The 24,790-nt window shown below is 68.8% G+C and carries 15 protein-coding genes; 3 read left to right on the plus strand and 12 right to left on the minus strand.

Features of this window, described 5'->3' with window-relative positions; translation table 11 throughout:
* Positions 1–63 precede the first annotated feature (63 nt).
* From AB1281_RS14910 to pilG, 7 genes are all read right to left on the minus strand, one after another.
* The gene (locus AB1281_RS14910; RefSeq protein ID WP_014648089.1) at positions 64–528 is read right to left on the minus strand and encodes a chemotaxis protein CheW; all 465 of its coding nucleotides are present in this window, start codon (positions 526–528) and stop codon (positions 64–66) included.
* Positions 525–1,865 carry a chemotaxis protein CheB gene (locus AB1281_RS14915; protein WP_430346274.1) on the minus strand — a complete coding sequence of 447 codons (1,341 nt, stop codon included), beginning with the start codon at positions 1,863–1,865 and terminating at the stop codon, positions 525–527. Before AB1281_RS14915 ends, AB1281_RS14910 begins: the two co-directional genes overlap by 4 nt.
* Complete coding sequence (locus AB1281_RS14920; protein WP_430346275.1) at positions 1,852–8,580, minus strand: Hpt domain-containing protein; 6,729 nt, start codon at positions 8,578–8,580, stop codon at positions 1,852–1,854. Before AB1281_RS14920 ends, AB1281_RS14915 begins: the two co-directional genes overlap by 14 nt.
* Positions 8,581–8,680: 100 nt before the next feature.
* Complete coding sequence (locus AB1281_RS14925; RefSeq protein WP_014038185.1) at positions 8,681–10,717, minus strand: methyl-accepting chemotaxis protein; 2,037 nt, start codon at positions 10,715–10,717, stop codon at positions 8,681–8,683.
* A 41-nt stretch (positions 10,718–10,758) separates the two neighbouring features.
* Positions 10,759–11,289, minus strand: a complete 531-nt coding sequence (locus tag AB1281_RS14930) for a chemotaxis protein CheW (protein WP_430346276.1) — start codon at positions 11,287–11,289, stop codon at positions 10,759–10,761.
* Positions 11,289–11,651: a response regulator gene (locus AB1281_RS14935; RefSeq protein WP_005410717.1), complete on the minus strand. Its 363-nt coding sequence runs from the start codon at positions 11,649–11,651 to the stop codon at positions 11,289–11,291. The genes AB1281_RS14930 and AB1281_RS14935 overlap by 1 nt, the downstream gene beginning before the upstream one ends.
* Before the next feature lie 18 nt (positions 11,652–11,669).
* Entirely contained in the window at positions 11,670–12,071 is a 402-nt protein-coding gene (gene pilG, locus AB1281_RS14940) for a twitching motility response regulator PilG (RefSeq protein ID WP_005418455.1), read from the minus strand.
* Between the two features lie 240 nt (positions 12,072–12,311).
* Here pilG and gshB point away from each other — a divergent pair, with 240 nt between their 5' ends.
* Both gshB and AB1281_RS14950 read left to right on the plus strand, forming a co-directional pair.
* Entirely contained in the window at positions 12,312–13,259 is a 948-nt protein-coding gene (gene gshB / locus AB1281_RS14945) for a glutathione synthase (RefSeq protein ID WP_014038187.1), read from the plus strand.
* Positions 13,259–14,143, plus strand: coding sequence for an energy transducer TonB (locus AB1281_RS14950; protein ID WP_075676830.1), 885 nt, complete (start codon positions 13,259–13,261; stop codon positions 14,141–14,143). The genes gshB and AB1281_RS14950 overlap by 1 nt, the downstream gene beginning before the upstream one ends.
* Before the next feature lie 576 nt (positions 14,144–14,719).
* Here the strand turns inward: AB1281_RS14950 and tsaB are convergent.
* The 4 genes from tsaB to mrcB form a co-directional block, all read right to left on the minus strand.
* Positions 14,720–15,433, minus strand: a complete 714-nt coding sequence (gene tsaB / locus AB1281_RS14955) for a tRNA (adenosine(37)-N6)-threonylcarbamoyltransferase complex dimerization subunit type 1 TsaB (protein ID WP_430346277.1) — start codon at positions 15,431–15,433, stop codon at positions 14,720–14,722.
* Positions 15,434–15,442: 9 nt separating this feature from the next.
* On the minus strand, positions 15,443–17,491 hold the full coding sequence (locus AB1281_RS14960; protein ID WP_430346278.1) for an ATP-dependent DNA helicase: 2,049 nt from the start codon (positions 17,489–17,491) through the stop codon (positions 15,443–15,445).
* A 558-nt stretch (positions 17,492–18,049) separates the two neighbouring features.
* Positions 18,050–18,586, minus strand: a complete 537-nt coding sequence (locus AB1281_RS14965) for a hypothetical protein (protein WP_042358910.1) — start codon at positions 18,584–18,586, stop codon at positions 18,050–18,052.
* Positions 18,583–21,024: a penicillin-binding protein 1B gene (mrcB, locus tag AB1281_RS14970; RefSeq protein ID WP_075676826.1), complete on the minus strand. Its 2,442-nt coding sequence runs from the start codon at positions 21,022–21,024 to the stop codon at positions 18,583–18,585. The genes AB1281_RS14965 and mrcB overlap by 4 nt, the downstream gene beginning before the upstream one ends.
* Positions 21,025–21,120: 96 nt before the next feature.
* On the opposite strand from mrcB, the gene AB1281_RS14975 reads away from it, so the two are divergent.
* Positions 21,121–23,220 (plus strand): glycosyltransferase, encoded by a 2,100-nt coding sequence (locus tag AB1281_RS14975; protein WP_430346279.1) that lies wholly within the window; start codon positions 21,121–21,123, stop codon positions 23,218–23,220.
* On the opposite strand, the gene AB1281_RS14980 is transcribed toward AB1281_RS14975, so the two are convergent.
* Positions 23,217–24,782, minus strand: coding sequence for a hypothetical protein (locus AB1281_RS14980; RefSeq protein ID WP_430346280.1), 1,566 nt, complete (start codon positions 24,780–24,782; stop codon positions 23,217–23,219). The genes AB1281_RS14975 and AB1281_RS14980 overlap by 4 nt on opposite strands.
* Positions 24,783–24,790: the final 8 nt, after the last annotated feature.

The raw sequence follows: 24,790 nt of genomic DNA on the forward strand, positions 1-24,790 counted from the left end.
GGGAATAATGAGATTGCCGGCCAGCGGCCGGCACGACCGGGAATCCGACCGGCGGATGCCCGATCAGGCCGCCAGCGAATCCAGCGCCGCTTCCAGCGCGTCCAGGTTCGGCAGCAGCGCGCTCTGCTCACCCAGCAGCACGCGCATGTGCACGATCTGCGGCAGGGTTTCTTCGGACGCGTCGGCCAGCAGGCCATCGCGTGGCACCGAGATCAGCTGCGGGAAGTTCTGCGTCAGCAGCGCGTAGTACGGGCGCTGAGCGTTGCCGCTGAGCGACTTCAGCACCACCACCTTGTTGTGGCCGGCCACCGTCTCCTCGCCCAGCCCGGAAAGGCGTGCGAACGACACCAGCGGCACCTGCCAGCCGTGCCAGCCGATTTCGCCAACCAGCCAGCGCGGCGCATCGGAGACCGGCTGCACCGGCACGCGCGACATCATTTCGGCCACGGTGGCATTGGGCAGCAGTACGCGCTCGTTGCCGGCCTGGATCAGGACGCCGCGGATTTCGTCATTGCTGGCGTAGCTCATGGTGCTTCTCCGTTGTCGTCCTGCTCACCCCAGCGCGCGGCAATCGCCTGCGCCAGTTCCTGCGGTTCACCGGCCACCATGCCGGCAGCAACCACCGCAGTGGCTGCAGCCGGGTCGTAGCAGCCCTCGCCCACCTGCCCGGCCACCCACGCACCGGCAGCCGCCAGGTCCAGCGCCGGGCCGACGTGGGCCAGGTCGGCGCCGCTGAGCAGCACCAGCGCGGTGTGTTCGGCCGGCAATGCAGCGAGCGAGATACCAGTGGCATCGCTCTGGAAATGCAGGCCATCGCTGGCCGCGCGCACGCCGATATCATCGGCCAGCACGTGGACCTCGCCCGGTACGGCGTGCTGGCCGGCCTCGGCCAGCTGCACCGGCAACGGCGAAACGCGCGACATCTGCTTGACCAGGTTGCCGTAGCGGCCACCATCCAGGCGCATGTGCACCAGCACCGGCACGCTCAACGACGCGGGCAGTGCGCCGAGCAGGCGACGCAAGGCATCCGGGCCACCGATGCCGGCCAGCACCAGCAGCGACGCGGCGCGCGCACCGGCCGGGGCGGCGGCATCCAGATCGACCAGGCTCAGATGATCGGTATCGAAGGAGGGCTGCGGCGCGGAGACTGGGGCCACGGCTTCTGCCGGTACCGGCGCTTCGATCGATTCCTCGACCAGCGACCAGGCAGTGTGATCGAAGGAGATCGGCGGTGCCGCGGGCATCGCCGGTTCGGCCAGCGCCTGCGGCGGCGGCAAAGGCGGCTCCAGGGGTTCGGGCACGACCGGCTGCAGCGCCGCCAGGGCCTGCTCCAGCGCGATCGGTTCGTGCAGGTGTGCTGGCGGCGAATACAGGCCGTCTGCCGGAACCTCATCGGCCCAGCTCAGCGCCTGCTCCAGGTGCGGCTGCAGGGCTTCTTCCTGCGGCGCCGGCGCGGGCGCCGGATGGCCGGGCTCCAGCTGCAGGCTGGGCTCTTCCTCGGCACCCGGCGGCAACACCTGCTGGTGGCCATGCAGCTTGGCGGCCAGATGGCGCCCCCAACGCTGGGCCTCCCAGCCGTCGCGGCGTGCGGCCAGCTCGGCCTCATCGAACACCAGGGTCAACCCCGGTGCCGAGAGCACGGCTTCCAGCCGTTCCAGTGCATCCTCGATGGCAGATTCCAGCGCGATCACCACAAACTGTGGATCCGCAGCCTGCAGGACCTGTGGCTCCAGGCCGTTCGGATCATCTTCCAGGACCAGCTGCACATCTGCATGCGACAGCGCCTCGCGCAGGCGTTCGCGCGCCGCACCGGGGCGGGCCAGCAGGGCGACGGCCGGGGCCGGATGGGTTTCACTCACGGACACGGGCGATCCCCAGCAGGTCGTACACGTTACGCATCAGGTCCAGTTCCTGGTACGGCTTGCCCAGATAACGCTGGACACCGATCTCGAAGGCGCGCTGGCGGTGCTTGTCGCCGCTGCGCGAGGTGATCATCACGATCGGCACATCCTTGTAGCGCGGGTCGGCACGCATCGCGGTGGCCAGCTCGTAACCATCCATGCGCGGCATCTCGATATCCAGCAGCATCAGGTCCGGCACGCGCTCTTCCAGCCGCTCCAGTGCTTCCACGCCATCGCGGGCGACACTGACTTCGAAGTTGTGGCGTTCCAGGATGCGGCCGGTCACTTTGCGCATGGTCAGCGAGTCATCGACCACCATCACCAGCGGCACCTGGCGTTCGTCGCGCGGCGCATTGGCCAGCACCGGTGCCGTCGGATTGGCCAGGAAACGGCGCACCAGCGGCGCGACGTCCAGGATCACCACCACGCGGCCATCGCCGGTGATGGTGGCACCGTAGATGCCCGGTACCGATGCGATCTGCAGGCCGACCGGCTTGACCACGATTTCGCGGTTGCCCAGCACCTGGTCGATCGCCACGGCAGCACGCAGGTCACCGGCACGCACCAGCAGCAGCGGCACCTGGTCCTGGCCATCGGCGCGTGCCGGGGCCTGCCCGACCAGGCTGCCGAGGTCATACAGCGGATAGTCTTCGCCGCTGTAGCGGTAGCTGCTGTCGGCGGCCTCGAAGCGCTCGCGCGACAGGCGGCCGATACCACTGACCGAGGCCACCGGCACGGCGAAGGTGGTTTCGCCGATCTGCACGAACACCGCCTGGGTGACGGCCAGCGTCTGCGGCAGGCGCAGGGTGAAGCGCACGCCCTGGCCACGCACCGACTGGATGTCGACCGAGCCGCCGAGCTGGCGCACTTCGTTGCGCACCACGTCCATGCCCACGCCACGACCGGCCAGCTGGCTGACCTGGTCGGCGGTGGAGAAACCGGAGGCGAAGATCAGGTTGTCCAGTTCCTGCTCGTTCGGCTGCGCATCGGCGGCCAGCAGGCCACGATCGATGGCACGGCGGCGGATCGCTTCGCGGTCCAGACCGGCACCGTCATCGGCCACTTCCAGCACGATTTCCGAGCCTTCACGGTGCAGGCGGATGGCGACTTCGCCCTCTTCCGGCTTGCCGGCGGCACGACGCTGTTCCGGCGCTTCCAGGCCGTGGGCCACCGAGTTGCGCAGCATGTGCTCCAGCGGCGCGACCATGCGGTCGAGAACGTTGCGGTCCAGTTCGCCGTGGGTGCCTTCCAGGGTCAGGTGCACCTGTTTGCCGGTATCCATGCCGGACTGGCGGACCACGCGGCGCAGGCGCGGCACCAGGCCATCGAACGGCACCATGCGCGCACGCATCAGGCCGTCCTGCAGCTCGGAGCTGACGCGCGACTGCTGCTGCAGCAGCGAGTCGTACTGGCGTGACAGATCGTCGAGCACGCCCTGCAGGCCGCCAAGGTCGGCCGCCGATTCGTTCAGCGCACGGCTGAGCTGCTGCAGGGTGGAGAAGCGGTCCAGTTCCAGCGGATCGAACTTCTGATCGGCCTGGTCCTGCTCACGCTGGTAGCGGGCGACGATCTGCGCTTCGGTTTCCAGGTCGAGGCGGCGCAGCTGGTCGCGCAGTCGCGCATTGGTGCGCTCCAGTTCGCCCATCGCGCCGCGGAAGGCGCCAAGCTGCTGTTCCAGGCGCGAGCGGTAGATCGCCACTTCACCGGCATGGTTGACCAGGCGGTCGAGCAGATCCGCGCGCACGCGCACCTGTTCCTGCTGCGGGCGCGCCAGCGGATCTTCATCGACCACGCCTTCAGCCGGCAACGGTGCCGACAACGGCGCATCGAGCAGTGCCGGCGCCGGGCTGGCGACCGGTGCCGACGCGGCTTCCGCGACGCTCGCCACGTTGGCGGCCGCTGCCGCGGCCGCCGCAGCGGCGATATCGGTCGTGGTACGCACTTCGAACGCGTCGACCAGATCCTGCGCCGGTTCCACCACGCGGTGCTCACCGGTGCGGGTCAGCAGCTGGTGCAGGCGATCGAATCCGCGCTCCAGCAACTGCACATCGCGGCGTTCGATCTCGGTGCGACCGGCGGCGACGGCTTCCAGCAACGATTCGATGCTGTGGCCGAGATCGCCGATGGCGTTGATGCCAGCCATGCGTGCACCACCCTTCAGGGTATGCAGGTCACGCTGCAGGCCGGCCAGCACCTCGCGGTCCTGCGGCGCATCGCGCAGCTCGCTGATCAGGCCATCGCAGTGGTCGAGCAGGTCCTTGCCTTCCTCGACGAAGATGTCGACCAGCTCGCGATCGTAGACGCTGAAGTCGAGCGCATCGGCGCTGTCTTCCAGCACCGGCATGGCAAGGACGTCAGGTGTCACGGCTTCAGGCACGTCGGCTTCGCGCGCACCGGCTGCCACGGCATCCGATACCGCAACCGCATCGACGTCGGCGGCTTCGGCGTGGACGTCCGCCTGGCCCGGCGCGTCTTCCAGTTCGAAGAAGCGCACCGGTTCGGCGGTGGCCGGCGCAGCCGCCTCCGCGATCTCCTCATTCACCGTCGCCGGGGACGGCTGATCGGCGCTCTCTCCTTCACCGATCGCCGCCTCCCCGCCGACGTCCGCATCCTCGGCAAAGGCTTCCGCCTCGCCCGGCGCGAGTTCGCTGGCCTGCAGGCCGAGCACGGGCCATTGCCCGTCGTCGGCCAGGGGCTGCTCTTCGTCGATCACGTGCAGGCCGGCCTCGAGCGCGGCTTCCAGCGAGACCGGTTCTGCAAACCCCGGCGCAGCCATTTCATCCTGCAGGCTCGACAGCTCGCTGTCGAGTGGCAGTGCAGCAGGCGTTTCGAACGCCACGGCATCAGCGACGTGCGCGTGATCGGCCGATGGCGCATTCAGGTCAGATGCGACGGCTTCGACAGCGGCCGGGATCTCTTCGGCGTCACGGTCGTCGACCGGCAGCGCACTGGCATCCAGATACGGCGACAGATCATCCACGACGGTCAAACCGGCATCGTCGGACAACGGCGGCACGCTTTCGGACTCCACCTCGACGCCGGCTACGGCAACGCCTGGCACATCGTCGGCCACCTGGATCGAGTCGACCACCGGCAGCGACGCCTCCTCCTCACCCGGCACGGACGGCCATCCGGCATCGAAGTAGCGCGAAAGATCGTCGCTGGCCGTCAGCTCACCGACCTCCAGCCCGGCTTCGATCGCCACGTCGGCGACCGGAGCTTGCGCAGCATCGTCATGTGCCTCAGGTTCCTGCTCCGGTGCGACGAGCGAAAGCGGCACAGCATCGGTTCCGGACGCGATGGCCGTCGATGCTTCCACATCCGATTCCGCTGTGGGTTGGTCATCCAGCGCCAGATCGTCTTCTTCGTCTTCCAGGCCCACCATCGGCCAGCGCGCTTCCGGCAGCTCGCCAGCAAGCGCCTGCAGGCGCTGTGCCAGGACCTGTTGCGGCGCAATGCGCGGCTGTTCGGCCTGCAACGCTTCCATGGTGGCGGTGATCGCCTGCGCGGTCGCATCCAGGGCGGCCACGCCTTCATCACCCGGGACCACCTCGGCGGCCAGTGCGCGCTTGATGTAGGACTCCGCACCGCCGGTCACAGCCGTGATCTCGGGCACTTCGGTCATCGCGAAGGCGCCGTTCATGGTGTGCACCGCGCGCAGCAGTGCATCGCTGACCGGTTGCGGTGCCTGCTGCGCCGAACGCAGCCAGTCCTGCAGGGTGGCCTGGTGGACTTCCACCTCGGCCTCGAGAATCTCGCGCAGCACGCTGTCGATGTTGGCCGGCGTGCCGGCGACTTCGGCCTCCACGACGGTATCGGTCGGCGCCGAAGCGGCAGCCTCGGCGTCGAGAATGCGGCTGATCTCGTCTTCGCCGTCAGCTTCGGCAACCGGTACAACCGGCGCAGCCGCACCCGGCAGCGGTACGTAGTAGGTCTCCTCGCCTGCACCGACACGATCGGCAATGGCCTGCATGGCCTGCAGGTCGACGCTGATGCGCTGGCCGTGGCGCAGCGCTGCGTTCAGCTGTGGCAGCGCCGCATGTGCGTTGTCGACCATCGCCAGCACCGCCGGCGACGCGGCGCGGCTGCCATCCAGCACGCGGTTGAGCATGCCTTCGATCTTCCACGCGAACTCGCCCAGCGTGCGTGCGCCCACCAGGCGGCCACTGCCCTTGAGGGTATGGAAGATGCGGCGGATCGGACGCAGCCGGTCCATGTTGTCCGGCTGCATGCGCCACGCCGGCAGCAGCGTGCCGAGATTGGCCAGCTCGTCGTCGAACTCTTCCAGGAATACCTCGCGGATGTCCTCGTCGATGTTCTCGGCGTCGTCGTCGAAGCCGGCGTCGAAGCCCGCATTCGCGTCGGCATTGGCGTCGGTGTCGGTCGCAACCACCGCCTCCGGTGCCGCCGCGGCAGGCATCGCCTGCGGATTGAAGCCGGCAGCGGCTGCACTCAGCTCGGCAAAGAACTGGGCATCGGCCTCGCTGAAATCAATCGGCGCGATGGTGTCGATATCGATCACCGACACGGCCGGTGCCGAGGTTTCCGCTGCTGGGGCTGGCGCTTCGATCGACGGCGGCGTGATCGACGGTGCCGGCAGGTCAACCGGAGCCTCGTCCACCTCGACCTCCGCCGCAGGCGATGCATCGGCCGGCGACAGCGCCACGGCATCGACGATCTCCAGCGACGGATGCAACCCGGCGTCATCATCCAGCGACAGCGTTTCCATCGCATGCAGCGACAGCACGTCGTCAGCGTTGTCCAATGCATCGGCGTCGAAGCGGAACACCACGTCGTCGGCCTCGGCAACCGCGTCCTGCTCGGCCGCTACCGGATCAAACACCGGTGCAGCATCGAATCCGGTCGCGGACGAAACCACGGCGTCCGTCGTCTCGTCGATTGCAGGCGCTGCGCTTTCCTCAAGCACCTGCGGCGCCTCGGACAGCGACCACTGCGGTGCATCGGAGTGACCGCTGTCAGCCAGTTCGAAACTGACCGGATCGAAACTGGCGAAGGTCGGGCTGCGTTCGTCATCGGCAGGCGCGACCGCGTCGGCCTCCGGATGGAACGGCGCCAACTCCCACTGCGGGACATCCGGTGCAGGTGCGCTGGACGCCGCGAAGACCAGCGGTGCCTCCGCATCATCGTGCGTCGGCAACGGCGAGGCATCGGCATCACCGGTGCCGGCGGCCACGGCGGCCACGGTGCCCAATGCACCGAACATCAGGCGATTGTCGGACACCATCGGCGCCGGGGTGGCCGGCGGCGGATCAAAGGTGAAGTCCGGCAGCGGCGTCGGCACGTCGCCGGCAGCAGGCGCGGCAGGCTGCACCGGAATCTCGATGCGTTCCGGCTGCAGCGGTTCGGCCTGCAGGGTAACCGGCTCCGGTTCGACCTGCAGTACCGCCAGCGCATCCGGCGCGACGGCATTGCGCTCGGGCAGCGGCCAGTAGCGCAGCGCCTCGAGGCTGCTGCGGGTGATTTCGAGGATGTCCTCGCGGCCCGGGCGGCGGTCGCGCAGGGCTTCCAGGTAGTACTCCAGGCTGGCCATGGCATCGGCCAGGGTGTCCAGCTGGCGGCCGCTGGGCACGCGCTGGCGGCCGATCAGTTCGGCCTCGATGTACTGCTGCACGCCACGCAGGTAATCGGCGGCGGTGCCCAGGTCGAGCATGCGCAGCGCGCCGGACACATCGCCCAGCAGGCGCGGCACGTCCTGCAGCTCGGCATGGTTCCAGCTGGTTTCGATGAAGGCGACGAAATGCTCGCGGGCGGCGGAGAAGTTGGCGATGGCTTCATGGGCCAGCACTTCCACCGTGCGCCGGTTCTCCACCGCGCTCGGATCGTCCTCGCCACTGCCGCCGGCGCCCAGATGGGCGACCTGGTCGTCCAGCGAGGCATCGACGTACAGCAACGCACCGGCGATATCCAGCAGCAGGTTCTCGTCGATCTGCTGGCGGCCCTCGACCACGCCACGCAGCGCGTCGCGCTGCTGCACGACCACGCCACGGGCCACGCCCAGGCCCATCATGCCCAGCGTATCGGCCACCGCGCCCAGCTCGTTGGCCTGGGTCTGCAGCTGTTCCGGCGCACCGCCGGTGCGCAGGTGCAGGTCAAGCGCATCCTTGATGCGCAGCAGTTCTTCCTTCACCGCGCTGCCGACCGTGTCGAGCAGCTCGCGGTTGCGCCCGCTCAGGCTGCCACGGGCATGGTCCAGCTCGGCCTCGGTGGCGGTGACGCTGTCCGGCGCAAAGGCCAGCAGCACGCTGTCATTGACGCCCTCTTCGCCACGCGACGCGCGGATCTCGTTGAGCAGCGGCATCAGTACGATCGGAATGTCGCGATGGCCGTTCTGCAGGCGTTCCAGATAGTCCGGCAGCAGCACGCTGCCGCGCATCAGGGTCGCGCAGGCTTCATCACGGTCGGCCACACGGCCGGCGCCGATGGCGTTGGCCAGCTGTTCCAGCTCTTCGGCCACCATCGCCGGGGCATACAGCTCGACCATGCGCAGGGTGCCCTGCACCTGATGCAGGTAGCCGGCGCAGATGCGCATGCGGCTGGCATCGGTCGGATCTTCCGCGTAGTACTCGACCTCGTTGCGCACCTGGCGCAGGGTCTCGTCCAGCTCGGGCTTGACCCAGCCCAGCGCTGCGTGGCTCATCGCATCGCGCAGACTGCTCATGGACGCGCTCCGTTCGCCGCCGCGCGGAAGCCGCGCGAGTTCTGGCGTGGGGAATGGAAATGCTTCATCGACTGGTTCCTTGCTCGCCGCCCTGCCCGCGTCACGCCGGCAGCTTGAAGTCGGCGACCGAACGGCGCAGGTCCGCCGCCAGCTGCGCGAGGTGGCCGATCGACTCTGCCGTCTGCCCGGCACCCTGCGAGGTCTGGCCGGTGATCTGCCGGATCACGCCCATGGTGCGGGTGATGTCCGAGGCGGCGGCCGACTGCTGCTGGGCGGCGATGGAGATGTTCTTGATAAGGGTGTTCAAGGCGTTGGACACGCGCTCGATCTCGGTCAGCGCGGTACCGGCGTCTTCGGCCAGGCGCGCACCGGACACCACTTCGGCCGTGGTCTGCTCCATCGAGGTGACCGCTTCGTTGGTGTCGGCCTGAATGGCCTGGACCAGGTTTTCGATGCGTCGGGTCGCACCCGAGGTACGTTCTGCCAGGCGCTGCACTTCGTCGGCCACGACCGCGAAACCGCGGCCCGCTTCACCGGCCGACGCCGCCTGCACGGCCGCGTTCAACGCCAGGATGTTGGTCTGCTCGGAAATGTCGTTGATCAGCTCCACGATCGAGCCGATTTCCTGCGACGACTCGCCCAGGCGCTTGATGCGCTTGGAGGTTTCCTGGATCTGGTCACGGATCTGGTCCATGCCCTGGATGGTCTCGCGCACCACGCCGGCACCTTCGGCGGCGATCACCACCGAGCGCTGCGCCACGTCGGCCGACTCGGCCGAGTTGCGCGACACCTGCTCGATGCTCGCCGCGATTTCGCCGATGCGGTCCGAGGCCGAGGTGATCTGGTTGGCCTGGTGGCCCGCCGCCTCTGCCAGCTGCATGGCGGTGGCCTGCGTTTCCTGGGTGGACATCGCGACCTTGGCCGAGGTGTCGTTGATGGTGGTCACCAAGTGGCGCAGCTCGTCCACCGCGTAGTTGATCGCGTCGGCGATCGCGCCGGTCATGTCCTCGGTCACCGAGGCCTTCACCGTCAGGTCACCCTCACCGAGCGAGGAGATTTCGTCCAGCAGCCGCATGATCGCCTGCTGGTTGCGGCTGTTGAATTCCACCTGGGTCTGGTAACGCAGTTCCTGCTCGCGCGAGCGGCTGCGCACGTTGGTGGAGACGAAGCCGATGATCGCGATCAGCGACAGCGCACCGGACACCACGCCGATCCAGAAATTCGGGAACAGGCGGGTGTCGGACACCGAGCCGAACGAGGAGAACGCATCGAACAGCTTGCGGCTGTCGTCCAGCATGTGTGCCGAACCCTGGCCCAGCGCGGTGGCGGCGGACTGCGCCGCGAACAGCTGGCGCGAGCTGGCCAGGATCGCGTCGGCATCCTGCTTCATCGCCTCCCACTTCTGCTGCGACTGCTCCAGCGCGGCCACGGCGGCGGCACCGCGCACGGCGGTGATGCCCAGTTCCTCGTTGCCGTTGCGCAGGCCGTCGAGCACCTGCGAGAACACGGTGATGTCACGCGCCAGCGCATCGCCGGAGGTCGCCGCGGCGCTGCCACCGGCACGCATTTCGGTCACGCGGCGGGCCATCGAACCGGCCACCACGACCTGCTGCAGTGCGCTGTACACCTGCGACGACGGCGCGCCGGAGGCGGACATCGCGCGCACCAGCTCGTTCAGCTGGGCCTGCAGGCCCGGCACCGCGCCGGTGAAGTTGTTGGCATTGCCGGCCAGCGCCAGCACGGCGGGCTCGCTGGCCACCAGCTGCCCGGCCTGCTTGCCCAACGGTGCCCAGGTCTCGCCCAGGGTGGCGATGGCACCGGACACGCCCGGCTCCTTGCCATAGCGGCCCTGCAGCGTCGACACGTTCTGTTCGATCGCGTTGCGGGTGGCCTTGAAGGCGGTGAAGGCCTGGGCGTTGCCGCCGACCGCGTCACGTCCCTGGTTGGCCAGCTGCTGCGACAGCACCTGCAGGTCGGCGGCCTTGGAGCCGGCGTCGGCAAGGCGGCTGCCCTGCCAGGTGGCGACGCCGGTGTTGACGCCGAACAGGATCATCGATGCCAGCAGCAGGAACAGCCAGAGGTTGCTGCCGCCCAGCCGCAGCTTGCCGGTCTTGGTGGCGTCCGAAGCAGTACTCATCGTTCAACCTCGATCTTCAATGCAGGGGGCGATGCCCGGCCTCAGGCCGCGGCTTGCCGGAATTCAGGGGTGCGCGACAGCAGCGAGAGCGAGAACACGCCCCAGTCATGGCCGTCGGCATGGAAGGCACGGTCAACGAAATGGCCGTAGCGACCTTCGGCCAGGGTGCCAGCCTCGATCTGCTGTTCCTGCTCGAAGCTGCGCTGGCCGAACAGTTCATCGATGGTCAGTGCGACGTCGCCGCCGGCCTGGCGCATGATCAGCACGCGCTGGCCTTCCTGCTGCACGGTGCGCGTGCCTTCCAGGAAGTACTTCAGGTCGACCACCGGGAACAGGTTGCCGCGCAGGTTGCCCACGCCCAGCAGCCAGGGCTGCGCGCAGGGCACCGGGGTCACCGGCGGCATCGGCACGATTTCCACCACTTCGCGGAAATCGGACACCAGCCGGCGCTGGCCGACGCGGAAACCGACGCCACGCCACAGGTCCTGGGCGAACTGCCGCCCGGGCAGCTGCACCGCGTGGGCCAGGCTGCGCCGTTCGTAGGCTTCAAGGATGTCGAAGGGCGAGCGCATCAGGCCACCAGTTCGTTGATCCGCGCGATCAGTTCATCCTCGCGCGGCGGCTTGACGATGTAATCGGCTGCGCCCTGGCGCAGGCCCCAGGCCTTGTCGGTTTCCATCGCCTTGGTGCTGACGATGATCACCGGGATGTGCTTGATCGCTGCATCACGGGCCATTGCACGGGTGGCCTGGAAACCGCTCATGCCGGGCAGGACCACGTCCATCAGCACCAGCTGCGGCACCTGGTCGCGGACCAGCTGCAGGCCATCCTCGGCGTTGTCCGCTTCCAGCACCTCGTGGCCGGCACGGCGCAGCCACTGGGTGAACACCGCGCGGTCGGTCGGTGAATCCTCGATCAGGACGATACGAGCCATTGTGCCTTTCCCCCCTGGTCAGGCGTTGACGTATGTGCGGATGGCACCCAGCAGTTCTTCGCGCGTGAAAGGCTTGGTCAGGTATTGCTCCGAGCCGACGATGCGCCCCCGCGCCTTGTCGAACAGACCATCCTTGGATGACAGCATGATCACCGGGGTCGCCTTGAACAGCTGGTTGCCCTTGATCAGCGCACAGGTCTGGTAGCCATCCAGGCGCGGCATCATGATGTCGACGAAGATGATCTGCGGCTGCTGGTCTGCGATCTTGGCAAGCGCTTCGAAGCCGTCGGTGGCGGTGACCACCTCGCAGCCTTCGCGCTTGAGCAGCGTTTCCGCAGTCCTGCGGATGGTCTTCGAATCATCGATGACCATCACCCGGAGTCCTGCGAGTTCCCCGCCCGCAGTCGTGTTTTCAGTCATTGCCTATCCCCAAGCGCACGGCCCAATCTCTGGCGGGAGCCGCTGCGAAAGCGTATCTATATCGCACTTTCCGCGCCCGCTTCAAGGCCGGCTTACCGCGCAGGGGGTGGCGCCCGGCTGAACGTGACCGGGTTCGCAATGACTGCGCTGCCGGCAGGCGGACGCTGCGTTGCAGTACGGCGGGGAGGCGCGCGGCCGGCGTTGCCGCTACCATCAACGCCTTGCCTGACAGGTGCGCCCATGCCGTTGAACGTCATCGTGGTGATGGACCCCATCGCCCACATCAAGATCGCCAAGGACACCACCTTCGCCATGCTGCTGGAAGCCCAGCGCCGCGGCCATGCCCTGCACTACGTGCGGCCGGGCGGGCTGGCCCTGGAAGGTGGCGTGGCGGTGGCCCAGACCGCACCGCTGCAGGTTCGCGACGACCCGGCCGGCTGGTATGAGCTGGGCGCGTTCAGCCGTACCGAGTTCGGTCCCGGCCAGATCGTGCTGATGCGCAAGGACCCGCCGGTCGACGCCGAGTACATCTACGACACCCAGGTGCTGGACGTGGCCGCCGCTGCCGGTGCCTGCGTGGTCAACAACCCGCAGGGCCTGCGCGACTACAACGAGAAGCTGGCCGCCCTGCTGTTCCCGCAGTGCTGCCCGCCGACCCTGGTCAGCCGCGATGCCAAGGCGTTGAAGGCCTTCGCCCTGGAACACGGCCAGGCCGTGCTGAAGCCGCTGGATGGCATGGGTGGCCGCTCGATCTTCCGCAGCGGCCAGGGCGATCCGAACCTGAACGTGATCCTGGAAACCCTGACCGACGGCGGCCGCAAGCTGGCGCTGGCCCAGAAGTTCATTCCCGACATCACGGCCGGCGACAAGCGCATCCTGCTGGTCGACGGCGAACCGGTCGACTACTGCCTGGCGCGCATTCCCCAGGGTGACGAGTTCCGCGGCAACCTGGCGGCCGGCGGCCGGGGCGAAGGGCGCCCGCTGAGCGAGCGTGACCGCTGGATCGCCGGCCAGGTTGGCCCGGAGATGAAGCGTCGTGGCATGCGCTTCGTCGGCCTGGACGTGATCGGCGATTACCTGACCGAGGTCAACGTGACCAGCCCGACCTGCGTGCGCGAGCTGGACGCGCAGTACGGCCTGAACATCGCCGGCACCCTGTTCGACGCGCTCGAGGCCGGCCTGCGCTGATGGCGGCCGCACCTGCCGTCCTGCCCCCGCCGCCGCGCGAAGCGCAACGGCTGGGCGCGACCATCGCGCTGTCGGTGCTGGTCCACGCCCTGCTGATCCTGGGCGTGGGCTTTGCGGTGAAGGGCGACGCACCGCTGGTGCCGACGCTGGAAGTGATCTTCAGCCAGACCCGCACCGCACTGACGCCGAAGCAGGCCGATTTCCTTGCCGCCGCCAGCCAGGAAGGTGGTGGCGAGCACGACCGTGCGCAGCGCCCGCGCGACAACCAGGCCGGCATCGTGCCGCAGGCGCAGGCGGGGCTGAGCCCAGTGCCACAACAGCAGCAATCGGCCGCGCCGGTTCCGCCGCCACAGGCACGCGTGGTGAGCAGCCGCAATGGTGAAGAGACGGTGGCCCAGGCCCAGCCGCGGCCGACACCGGAGCAGCCCGAAGCGGATGCACCGCTGACCGCGCGCGAACAGCGCGACGCCGAGATGGCACGGCTGGCGGCCGAGGTGCATCTGCGTTCCGCGCAGTACGCCAAGCGCCCGAACCGCAAGTTCGTGTCGGCCAGCACGCGCGAATATGCCTATGCCAACTACCTGCGCGCCTGGGTCGACCGCGCCGAGCGCGTGGGCAACCTGAACTACCCGGACGAGGCGCGGCAGCGCCGGCTCGGCGGCCAGGTGGTGATCAGCGTGGGTGTGCGCCGCGATGGCAGCGTGGAAAGCAGCCGGATCCTGCGTTCAAGCGGGACGCCGTTGCTGGATGAGGCGGCGCTGCGGGTGGTGCAGCTGGCGCAGCCGTTCCCGCCGCTGCCGAAGACCGAGGACGAGATCGACATCCTGCAGGTCACCCGCACGTGGGTGTTCCTGCCCGGTGGCACCCTGCACGACGACCGGTAGGGTTTGTTGCCCGGGCCTGCGGCCCGGGACCCGCTGAACGTCAACGTCAACGTCAAAGGCGGCGGTTGGACTGTGGATTTGGTGTGGCGGGGTGGCTGGGCAGGACACGCCGTAAACCCATCCTTGGGGGCTCGATGGCGCCATCCATGGCGCCAACGGTCCTGCCCAGCCACCCCGCCCTACCTCTGACAGATCCCGGCGCATCGCGTCCCGCTCCGCTGTTGGTAGGTGTCGACCTTGGTCGACACACATCCACGCTATGCGTGGATGCGAGCGAAGCGATCCGCTTTTGACTTTGATTTTCTTTTGATTTTCCGTGGCGGACGCACACGGAAACTGTCAGAGGTCGGGCGGGGTGGGTTCGCGGGGGTATCCGCGCCATGGATGGCGCGGCTAAGCCCCCAGGGGTGAGGGCGCTTTGCTTGCGAAGCACGGCTTCGCAAGCGCCCGAACGCACAGCCGCCAGCGGCTGGGCCGGACCGCGGAGCGGGGTTCACGGCGTCCCCCGCGAACCCACCCCGCCCGGCCAAGCGCGGCTTTTGATTTACGCGATCAACCAACCCCGCCACGAGGGGCTCAGCCGTTGGCCTTCGCCTTCGCCTCGCGCGCGGCCTGTTGCTCGACCAGGGTCAGTGCCACGTTGTCGCGCAGGTAGGCCGGCTCGACCTTCTCCGGTGCGATGGCTTCACCGCGCGCGAAGGCCGGCACCGCCAGTGCCAGTACGTCCGACGCACGCGGCAATGCGGCTGCATCGAATCCACGCAGGCCAGCCCCAAGTTGCGCCACCAGTGCGCCCTCGGCTGCGCCGAAACCGGTACCCACACCGTAGGCGGACAGCCCTTCCGGCAGCGCCACCGCGGCAGGCGCGCATACGCGCTCGGCATCGCGCGCGACCGGCAGGCCGTCCACCCGCTCGAAACGTGCGACGTAGAGTTCACCCATCCGCGCATCGATCGCCGACAGGATCTGCGTTTCTTCCGTCGGCGCCCGCAGCGCCAGCACCTGCAGCGTCGAGACCGGCAGCAGCGGGCGGTCCAGTGCCAGTGCGATGCCCTGGGCGATGGCAATCGCCAGGCGCACGCCAGTGAACGCACCCGGACCGCGACTGAGCGCGATGCCATCGAGCTGGCGACGGCTGATGCCGGCGTCGGCCAGCAGCGCCTCGGCCCACGGCAGGCTCAGTTCGGCGTGCCGGCGCGGGGCGATCTCGAAGCGTTCCAGCACCTGCCCATCGACATGCAGGGCAACGGAACAGGCTTCGGTGGCGGTTTCAAAGGCAAGCAGTTTCATCGGATCAGGTCAGAACAAGGGGAACGTGGCACCGGGAGCCGGCTCCGGCCCTGCCGCAACGACGGCCGGGGCAGCCGCATCATCGGCCACGGGTAGCCATTGTGGCGTAAAGAAGGCCTGCACATCGGCCAGGCTGCGGGTGCGCCGGAACGGCGGCAGCGACTCAAGGAAGATCCGGCCATAGCCGCGGTTGAGCAGGCGCGGGTCGCACAGCACCAGCACGCCCCGGTCGCTTTCGCTGCGGATCAGGCGACCAACGCCCTGCTTCAGTGCGATCACCGCCTGCGGCAACTGCTCGTCGCGGAACGGGTTGCCGCCCTGGCTGCGGATCGCTTCCAGCCGCGCCTCGTAGACCGGGTCATCCGGTGCCGCGAACGGCAGCTTGTCGATCATCACCACGCTCAGCGCTTCGCCGACCACGTCCACGCCCTCGCGGAAACTGGCCGAGCCCAGCAGCACGCCATTGCCCGATTCGCGGAAGCGCTGCAGCAGCGTCGCACGCGGCGCCTCACCCTGCACGAACAACGGCCACGGCCCGTCGCGCAGTGCCTCGGCGGCCTCACGCAGTGCACGGTGCGAAGCGAACAGCAGGAACGCCCTGCCCTGCGAGGCCTGCAACACCGGTCGCAAGGTCTGGATCAGCGCAGTGCCGAATCCGCGCGCCGCCGGATCGGGCAGGCCTTCGGGCAGGTAACACAACGCCTGCTCGGGCCAGTTGAACGGACTCGGCTGGACCAGCGTGTGCGGATCGTCCAGGCCCAGGCGGGTGGCGATGTGGTCGAAGCCACCGCCCACGGTCAGCGTGGCCGAGGTGAAGATCCATGCCGCGCGGCTGCGCTCGCGATGCTCGCGCAGCGGGCCGGACACATCCATCGGCGTGCGCTGGCAGCGGAAACCCCGCGGGGTGAGCTCATACCAGAGCACATCGGCCGCACGGGGAGTCTCCGTCGGATCGGTATCGAAATCGAGGGTGGGCTCATCATCGCCCAGCCAGCGCTGGAGCCGCGACACCGCCTCGCGCGCCCGCGCATGACAGGCATCAAGACCCGCCGCCGCTTCGCGCAGCGGCTGCAATGCCTGCTCCAGCGTCACCAGGCCGGCCATCACCGTATCGAATCCATCGCGCACCTGTGGCATGGCCAGCGCGCGCCACTGCGTACCACGTGGCGGCAGCCCGTCCATCGCCGAACGCAGCGCCAACAATGCCTGCTGCAACTGGTCGACCGGTTCCTGCAGGGCCGACTGCGCACCGCCCACGCCGCGTGCTTCGGCCAGGCAGTCGCGGCCCAGTTCCTGCCAAGGGCGCATGCCAAAGCCTTCGCCGAAGAACTGCGCGGCCAACTCGGGCAGCTGATGCGCCTCGTCGATGACAAAGGCCTGCGCCCCCGGCAGCAACTCACCGAAGCCATCCTGCTTCAGTGCCAGGTCGGCCAGCAGCAGGTGATGGTTGACCACCACCACGTCGGCCGCCTGCGCACGCTGGCGCGCACGCACCACGAAACAGTCATCCCAGAACGGGCAATCGGTACCCAGGCAGTTGTCGACGGTGGAGGTGACCATCGGCAGCAGCGGCGAGTCATCGGCCAGGCCTTCCAGTTCGGCGATGTCGCCGAACTCCGAGCGGCCGGACCAGGCCAGGATGCGCTGGAACTGCGCGGCCTGCTCGGGACTGGAAAACCGCGGTTCGCCCCGCGCCTGCTGCAGTCGGTAGCGGCACAGGTAATTCGCGCGCCCTTTCAGCAGCGCGCTGCGCAGGCCGACGCCCAGCGCCTGGCGCACGCGCGGCAGGTCGCGGTGGTAGAGCTGGTCCTGCAGCGCGCGGGTGCCGGTGGAGATGATGGTGCGCAACCCGGACAGCAGCACCGGCACCAGATAGGCGAAGGTCTTGCCGGTGCCGGTACCGGCCTCGGCCAGCAGCAGGTCCCGCTGCTGCAGCGCATCGGCGATGGCCTCGGTCAGGTGCAGCTGTGCCGGACGCGGGACAAAGGCATCCAGGTGCGAGGCGAGCGCGCCGCCTTCGCTGAGGGCTTCGCGGCTGGCATGGACAAGGTCGGACATCAGAGGGAAAGGATACCCGGCCGGGCGCTGCCCGGCACCCGTTTCAAGCCGGAGCACCAGCAACAGCAACAGCGGTGTTCATGGCTCTGGGTTGCTACGTGCTGGGCGGGGCGGGAGGGACAGGCAGGACACGCCGTAAACCCATCCATGGGGGCTCGATGGCGCCATCCATGGCGCCAACGGTCCTGCCTGCCCCTCCCGCCCCACCCTCGACAGTTTCCCAGTGACGGATGCACGCACGGCGTAGCGTCGAGCTTGCTCAACTGCCATTTCAGAAGCGGTTGGTGGAACGGGGAAGGAAAAGGAAAGTGGCAAGTGCGCGCAGCGCGCGACCCGCTTTGATCTTCTTTTTCTTTTCCGTGGCTGGACGCACACGGAAACTGTCAGAGGTCGGGCGGGGTGGGTTCGCGGGGGTGTCCGCGGCATGGATGCCGCGGCCAAGCCCCCAGGGACGGGTTCACGGCGTCCCCCGCGAACCCACCCCGCCCGGCCAAGCGCGGCTTTTGCTTCACGCGGCCAAACAGGCAGCCACGAGGGGCTGCGCCGTTGGCTGAAAACTCAGTACCGCTTGATCCCCGGCACGGTGCAGCCTTCAATCTGCGCATGCGCCGACACCGCATTCTCCTTCTCGCCCCGCGCCAGGCGCGACTGCTCGATCGTCGCCCAGTGCCGGCGGCACAGCGGCCCGGTCTTCGAACCCAGATCCACCGCCTTGCGCGCGAACGTCTCCGCCTGTGCCCACTGGCCCTGCAGCAGTGCCAGCTCGGCACGTTCCTGCAAAACCGCCGGGTCGCCGGCCACGATCTCCAGCGCGTGGTCCAGGCTGCTGGCCGCGCCGGCCAGATCGTTTGCCTGGCGCTGCGCCTGTGCGGTCAACCGCAGGTCTTCCACCTGCGAATCACGCAGCGGCTGCACCGACAGTTCCTTGTCGTCCGGGCCTGCGGCTGCATCCACCGCAGCCAGACGCTGCGCCGGCGTGGTGGTGTCGACCGGCTTGACCACCGGCGGTGCGCTGCTCACGCAGGCGGCCAGGGCCAGGCTGAGGCCGGTCAGGGCCAGGGGCTGCAGCAGGGATCGCATGTTCATCGGCATCATCGGCTCGGGGGAGGAGTAGCGGCGGCGGGTGCCGCGGCAGGTTCGGCAGGTGCTTCCGGCTTGCGGTCCAGGCCGAACCAGCTGCGCCAGCCACCGCCCTCGCCTTCGGCCCCGCCCTGCCCGTCCGGCGACACCGCCGGTGCGCACGGCGCATAGGCCGGCGCATAGCCCACCACGAACGGGAAACGACGCGCGCCGGGGCAGCCTTCATCGGTGCTGTTGAGGCCGGTAGGCGCCACCGACTGCCAGTCCAGGCCCTTGTTGCTGACCCGCAGCGGCGCGCTCGGCAGGCGCTGGAAGATGCCCGACCAGACCCGCATCGCGCCAGTGGCGCCATACAGACCGGCCTGCTCGTTCTGATCGTTGCCGATCCAGATCACCGCCAGATGATCACCGGTGTAGCCGGCATACCAGCTGTCACGGCCATCGTTGGTGGTGCCGGTCTTGCCGGCGGGCTGCAGGCGGCCGAGGCCATCAGCATTGAGCCGCTGCGCGGTACCGCTGGCGACCACCTGCTGCAGGCCGACACTGATCAGGTTGGCGGCAATCGAATCGCCTTCCTGCGCCGGTGCCGGGGTCTTGTCGTATCGCTTGAGCAACTTGCCCTGCGGATCGAGCACGCCACGCACCGCGTGCAGCGGCTGGATCTCGCCGCCGGACGCGAGGAACTGGTACAGCTGCGCCATCGCGTACGGGCTCTGGTCGGTCGAGCCGAGGATCACCGCCGGGTTGGCCTCGGCCTTGATGCCGGCCAGTACGTGGATCAGCTGGGTCACGCGCTCGGGGCCGACCTGCATGCCCACGCGCACCGTGGCCTGGTTGTAGGAATGCGCCAGTGCGTCGATCAGGCGCACCGTGCCGTGGCTGCGGTTGTCCGCATTGCCGGGGTTCCAGTTGCGGCCGCGGCCGAGCTGCACCGTCACCGGCGAATCATCCACCCAGCTGGCCAGCGAGTAGCGGTCCGGCTGCGCCAGGGCCAGCAGGTACACGAACGGCTTGAGCAGCGAACCGACCGGGCGCTGTGCCTCGATCGCGCGGTTGAAGCCGACCTCGGACACCTCGCGGCTGCCGATCACCGCCAGCACGTCACCGTTGTGCACGTCGGTCAGCACCATGCCGGCCTGCAGTTCAGGGCGGCGCTGGCTTTCCAGCGACTTGATGGTGCGGGTCACCGCGCCTTCGGCATAGGCCTGCGCGGACGGCGACATGCCGGTCATCACGCTCAGGCCCGCGCCCTGCAGCGCCGATTCCGGATAGTCATGGCCGAGCTGGCGGCGGACCAGGTCAACGTAGGCGGGGAAGCGGTTGGCCGCCACCAGGCCCGGCGTCTTGGGCACGCCCAGCGGTGCCTTCAGTGCGCGCTGGTACTCGGCATCGTCGATCAGCGTGGCCTCGTGCAGCTTGCCCAGCACGAAGTTGCGGCGATCCAGCGCGCGCTCCGGGTTGCGCCGCGGGTCGTAGAAGGAGGGGCCCTTGACCAGGCCGATCAGCAGTGCGATCTGCTCGGTCTCCAGCGACTGCAGGTCACGGCCGAACCAGAACTCGGCGCCGGAGGACATGCCATGGATCGCCTGGCTGCCGCGCTGGCCCAGGTAGACCTGGTTGAGGTAGGCCTCGAAGATGGTGCGCTTGTCATAACGCGCTTCCATGATCAGTGCGTACAGCACCTCATTGAACTTGCGGGTGACCGTCTGCTCCTTGCCGATGCCGAGCAGGCCGCTGCGGGCCAGCTGCTGGGTCAGCGTCGAAGCGCCCTGGCGGCTCTGGCCACCGGAACGGATCGTCACCCACACCGCTCGCGCGATGCCGGACAGGTCGATGCCGTGATGGCGGTTGAAATCCTTGTCTTCCACTGCCTGCAGGCCGGTCACCAGCAGGTCCGGCGCCTCGTCCATGCGGATCAGGCGGCGCTCTTCCTGCTTCTGGCCGTACAGGGTGGCGATGCGCGCCGGATCCAGCCGCGCGGCCTTCAGCGCCTTGCGGTTGTCAGCGTCGCGCAGCGAGGCCACGCCGCCATCGGCCAGCGACAGCTCCACCCGGCGCGGGGCCACCCGGCCATCGACGTCGTTGTAGCCGCGGCTGGAGATGACAAAGCGCCCGCCGTTCACCGCATAGGTGGCCGGCTCCTTGCCCTGCCCGTCATCGCGGTAGGCAGAGGCGGCCAGCTCGGTCTTCAGCGTAGACGCATCCATCGCCTTGCCGGGGGTGAGCACCAGCGGGCGCGCGTACACGCGCGTCGGGATCTGCCAGCGCAGTTCACCGAAACGCTGGGTCACCTGTTGGTTCAGGTACAGCGTATAGGGGATGAGGAAACCCAATCCCAACGCGACCGCAGCCATGCTCCAGGTGATCAGCCGGCGCCGCCACAGCGGACCGTTGTCCTGCTGGTCGTCGTCGTCGAAATCGTCGATGTCGTCGGAATCGTAGCGTCGGGGCACGGGAATGCGAGAATGTAGGGTCTGGCGAGTCTACCCCAGCCGCTGCGGCTGGCGAATTCTCCCGGGTTCCCCTGCTTAAGCTGGAGTTGCAACCGGATGGCGATGTCCCTGGCCGAGATCCGATACCTGATCAACCGCCTGTCGGGCCTGGCCCGCCGGAGCCTGGCAAGCCTGCGCACCCGTGGGTGGCGGGCCACCTGGCAACGCATCCGCGTGCATACCCAGCGCGCCGTTCCCGCCCCGCGCACGCCACTGTTCCTGCCGCCAGCCCAGGATTTCACCCCCTTCACGGTGCCGTTCAGCGAATCGCCGGAGGTGAGCATCGTCATCCCGGTCTACAACCACGTCGACCACACCCTGGCCTGCCTGCGCGCCCTGGCGGCGCACCCACCGGCGGCCGCGTGCGAGATCCTGGTGGTGGATGACGGCAGCAGCGACGCCACCGTGCAGTGGATGCCGCAGGTGGCCGGGCTGCGCTATGAAGTGCGCGAGAACAACGGCGGCTTCATTGAAGCCTGCAATGACGGTGTATCGCGCGCGCGCGGCCGCTACGTGGTACTGCTGAACAACGATACGGTGCCGCAGCCGGGCTGGCTCGACGCCCTGCTGGACACCTTCGGCAGCGTGCCCGACGCCGGCCTGGTCGGCAGCCAGCTGCTGTATCCGGATGGCCGCCTGCAGGAATCAGGCGGGGTGATCTTCGCCGACGGCAGTGGCTGGAGCTACGGCCGCTTCGAGGCCGCCGATGATCCGCGCTTTGCCAGCCTGCGCGACGTCGACTACTGCTCGGGCGCGGCGCTGATGCTGCCGCGCGCCCTCTGGCAGCAGCTGGACGGCTTCGATACCCGCTACAAGCCGGCCTACTACGAGGACACCGACCTGGCCTTCCGCGTGCGTGCACAGGGCCTGCGCGTGCTGGTGCAGCCGGCCAGCCGGGTGATCCATGACGAAGGCACCAGCAACGGCACCGACACCGGCAGCGGGGTGAAGGCCTACCAGGTGCGCAACCAGGCCATCTTCGCCGCCCGCTGGGCCACCGAACTGCGCCGTCATCCGGCGGTCGGCGAAGTGCCGTCTCCGGCGCTGCTGCTGCGCGGCCGGCGCCAGGTGCTGATCCTGGACGAGGAAGTACCGCAGCCGGATCGCGATTCCGGGTCGCTGCGCCAGGTCAATCTGATCCGCCTGCTGCTGCAGGGCGGTGCCCACGTCGTGTTCGTACCGACCCGGCGCGAGCATGCCGGTGCGGCCACCGAAGCGCTGCAACGGATGGGCGTGGAAGTCTGGTACGCGCCCTTCCTGGACGGCGTGGCCGGCTGGCTGCGCAGCCACGGATCGCGTTTCGACGTGGCCATGCTGGTGCGTCACCACGTCGCCCACGAATGCCTGCCGCTGCTCAAGCGCTATGCACCGCAGGCACGCACCGTATTCGACACCGTTGACCTGCACTACCTGCGCGAACGCCGCGGTGCCGAAGTGGCCGGCGACGCAACCCTGCTGCGTGCAGCCGAACGTACCCGCAGCAGCGAACTGGCCGTGATGGAGCAGTGCGACATCACCGTGCTGGTCAGTGCGGCCGAACGGGAGCAGCTGCAGTCCGATGCGCCGCGGGTGCGGGTGGAGCTGATCTCCAACCTGCACGAGGTCGCCGGTGCCGGCGCCGTATTCGAGCAGCGGCGCGACCTGGTGTTTGTCGGTGGCTTCCGCCATCCGCCGAACCTGGATGGCATGGAATGGTTCATCGGCGAGGTCTTCGCCCGCATCCGCGCCCGGCTGCCGGAGGTGCGCCTGCACTGCATCGGCGCCGCGGCACCGGAGTCGTTGCTGGCACTGGCCGCACGCCAGCCCGGCGTGCAGATGCACGGGTTCGTCGAAGACATCACGCCCTACATGGACGGCGCGCGCATCGCCATTGCGCCGCTGCGGTTCGGCGCCGGCGTGAAGGGCAAGATCAACCTGAGCATGGCCCATGGCCAGCCGGTGGTCGGTACCACCTGTGCCGTGGAAGGCATGCACCTGGATCCGGGCCAGGACGTGCTGGTGGCCGATGACGCTGCGGGCTTCGCCGATGCGGTGATCCGCCTGTACCAGGACCCGCAGCTGTGGCAGCAGTTGTCCGATGCCGGCCTGGCCAACGTCGCCCAGCATTTCTCGCTTGATGCCGCGCGCGCGACCGTGCAGCGGGTGTTCTTCGCCTAGTCCGCCCGTCCACCGGCGCGACGCAGGCGGTCTTCGAACGCCGGCAGTTCGGCCAGATCCGGCTGCAGCAACCGCGCCTGTTCGGCGGCGTGCGCAGCGAAGGCCAGGTCGCCATTGCCGAGCCGTTCGCTGCCGATCGCCAGCCAGCGCTGGGCCAACCGCAGCCGCGCCGAGGGCAGGCCCGCTGCGGTCGGTGACAGCGTCTGCCAGGCCTGCAGGCAGGCGCCTGCCGCCTGTACCCGGTTCTGCCGCAGATTGTCGTCGAAGCAGCGGCGACTGGCGGGCAGCAGGCGTGCTGCAGCGGCCTTCACCCGCGCGTCGCGGGGGGCCAGTGACTGGGCTTCGCGCAGTGCGTCGAACGCGCTGTGCCCCGGTGGGCTGATCCACTGCCCTGCACGCTCGGCACGCTCGATCCTGCGCAGATGGTCGCGCAGCTGGCGTTCGCGCTGCGCCGTACTGATCGTGGGCTGCTGCAGGGCCTGTTGCGCCTGCTGCGCACGCTGCAGGCGCTGCGCCAGTTGTTGGCGTATGCCCTGCGAAGCCCCCAGCTCCGCCGCCAGGGCCGCATCGCGTTGGGCCGCATCGAACTGGAAGTCGTCGGCGGATTTCTGGCTGCGTGCCACCACCGCCTGCAGCGCCTGCTCACGCCCGCGCTGGGCGTTGGGATCATCGGCAGCCACCGCAAGCACTGCCAGGAAGCCCTTGGCCGCGGCTTCCAGCTGCTGCCGTTGCAGTGCCCGCTGCGCCTGCCGCAAGCGCTGGTCCACCGCGCGCGCCAGGGCTTCCTCGCTGGCCGGCAGATCGGCATGACCAGCATCGAACTGGCGGGCACGACGCAGGATCACGGCCGCCTCGGCCAGCTCTCCGCGCCCCGCCAGCGTGCGCGCCTGCAGCAGCAGATCGCTCAGCGCATCTTCGCGCCCTTCCAGCGCCGGCAGGTTGTCCGGCTGCAAGGCGAGGATGCGCTGGAACAGGGGCAACGCACTGCTGTCGCCGTCATCCAGGCGTCCGGCCGCGAACGCGTTGCGCGCCTGTGCCAACAACGCACCAATACCCGCTCCGGCATTGCGTCGCGCCTGCAGCTGACGGGCGACCGCATCGGCTTCGCCCTGCGGCACCTGCAGCTCACGTGCCAGTGCCAGTGCCTGCGCGCTGCCGTCCAGGTCATCGGCCTGCAGGCGATCGCGCGCCTGTTGCAGCGCTGCCGCACCGGTATTGGCCAGGCCCTGGCGCGCCTGCGGGCGATCACCGTCCAGCGCCAGCACCGCCTGGTAGCGCTCGCGCGCACCACTGCCATCGGCATCGCTCAGGCGACCGGCGGCCAGTGCACGATCCCCCTCGGCCAGCAGCTGCTCGATCTGCGGCTCATCCCAGAACCAGTCAGCCAGCGGCTTGCGCAGCAGCACCAGCAGCACGAACACAGCCAGCGCGGCGAGCAGCGCCCAGCGCCAGATCCGGCGCGCATGGCGCGCCTGCAGCCACCACCAACGGCCCTCGCGACGGACGCGGTCCAGCGCAGGATGTTCAGCGCCATGCGGGCGATGCGGGGGCTCGCGTTCCATGCGTGCAG

Origin of the sequence: Stenotrophomonas sp. NRRL B-14846, assembly GCF_050473585.1 — a bacterium.
GTDB lineage: Bacteria > Pseudomonadota > Gammaproteobacteria > Xanthomonadales > Xanthomonadaceae > Stenotrophomonas.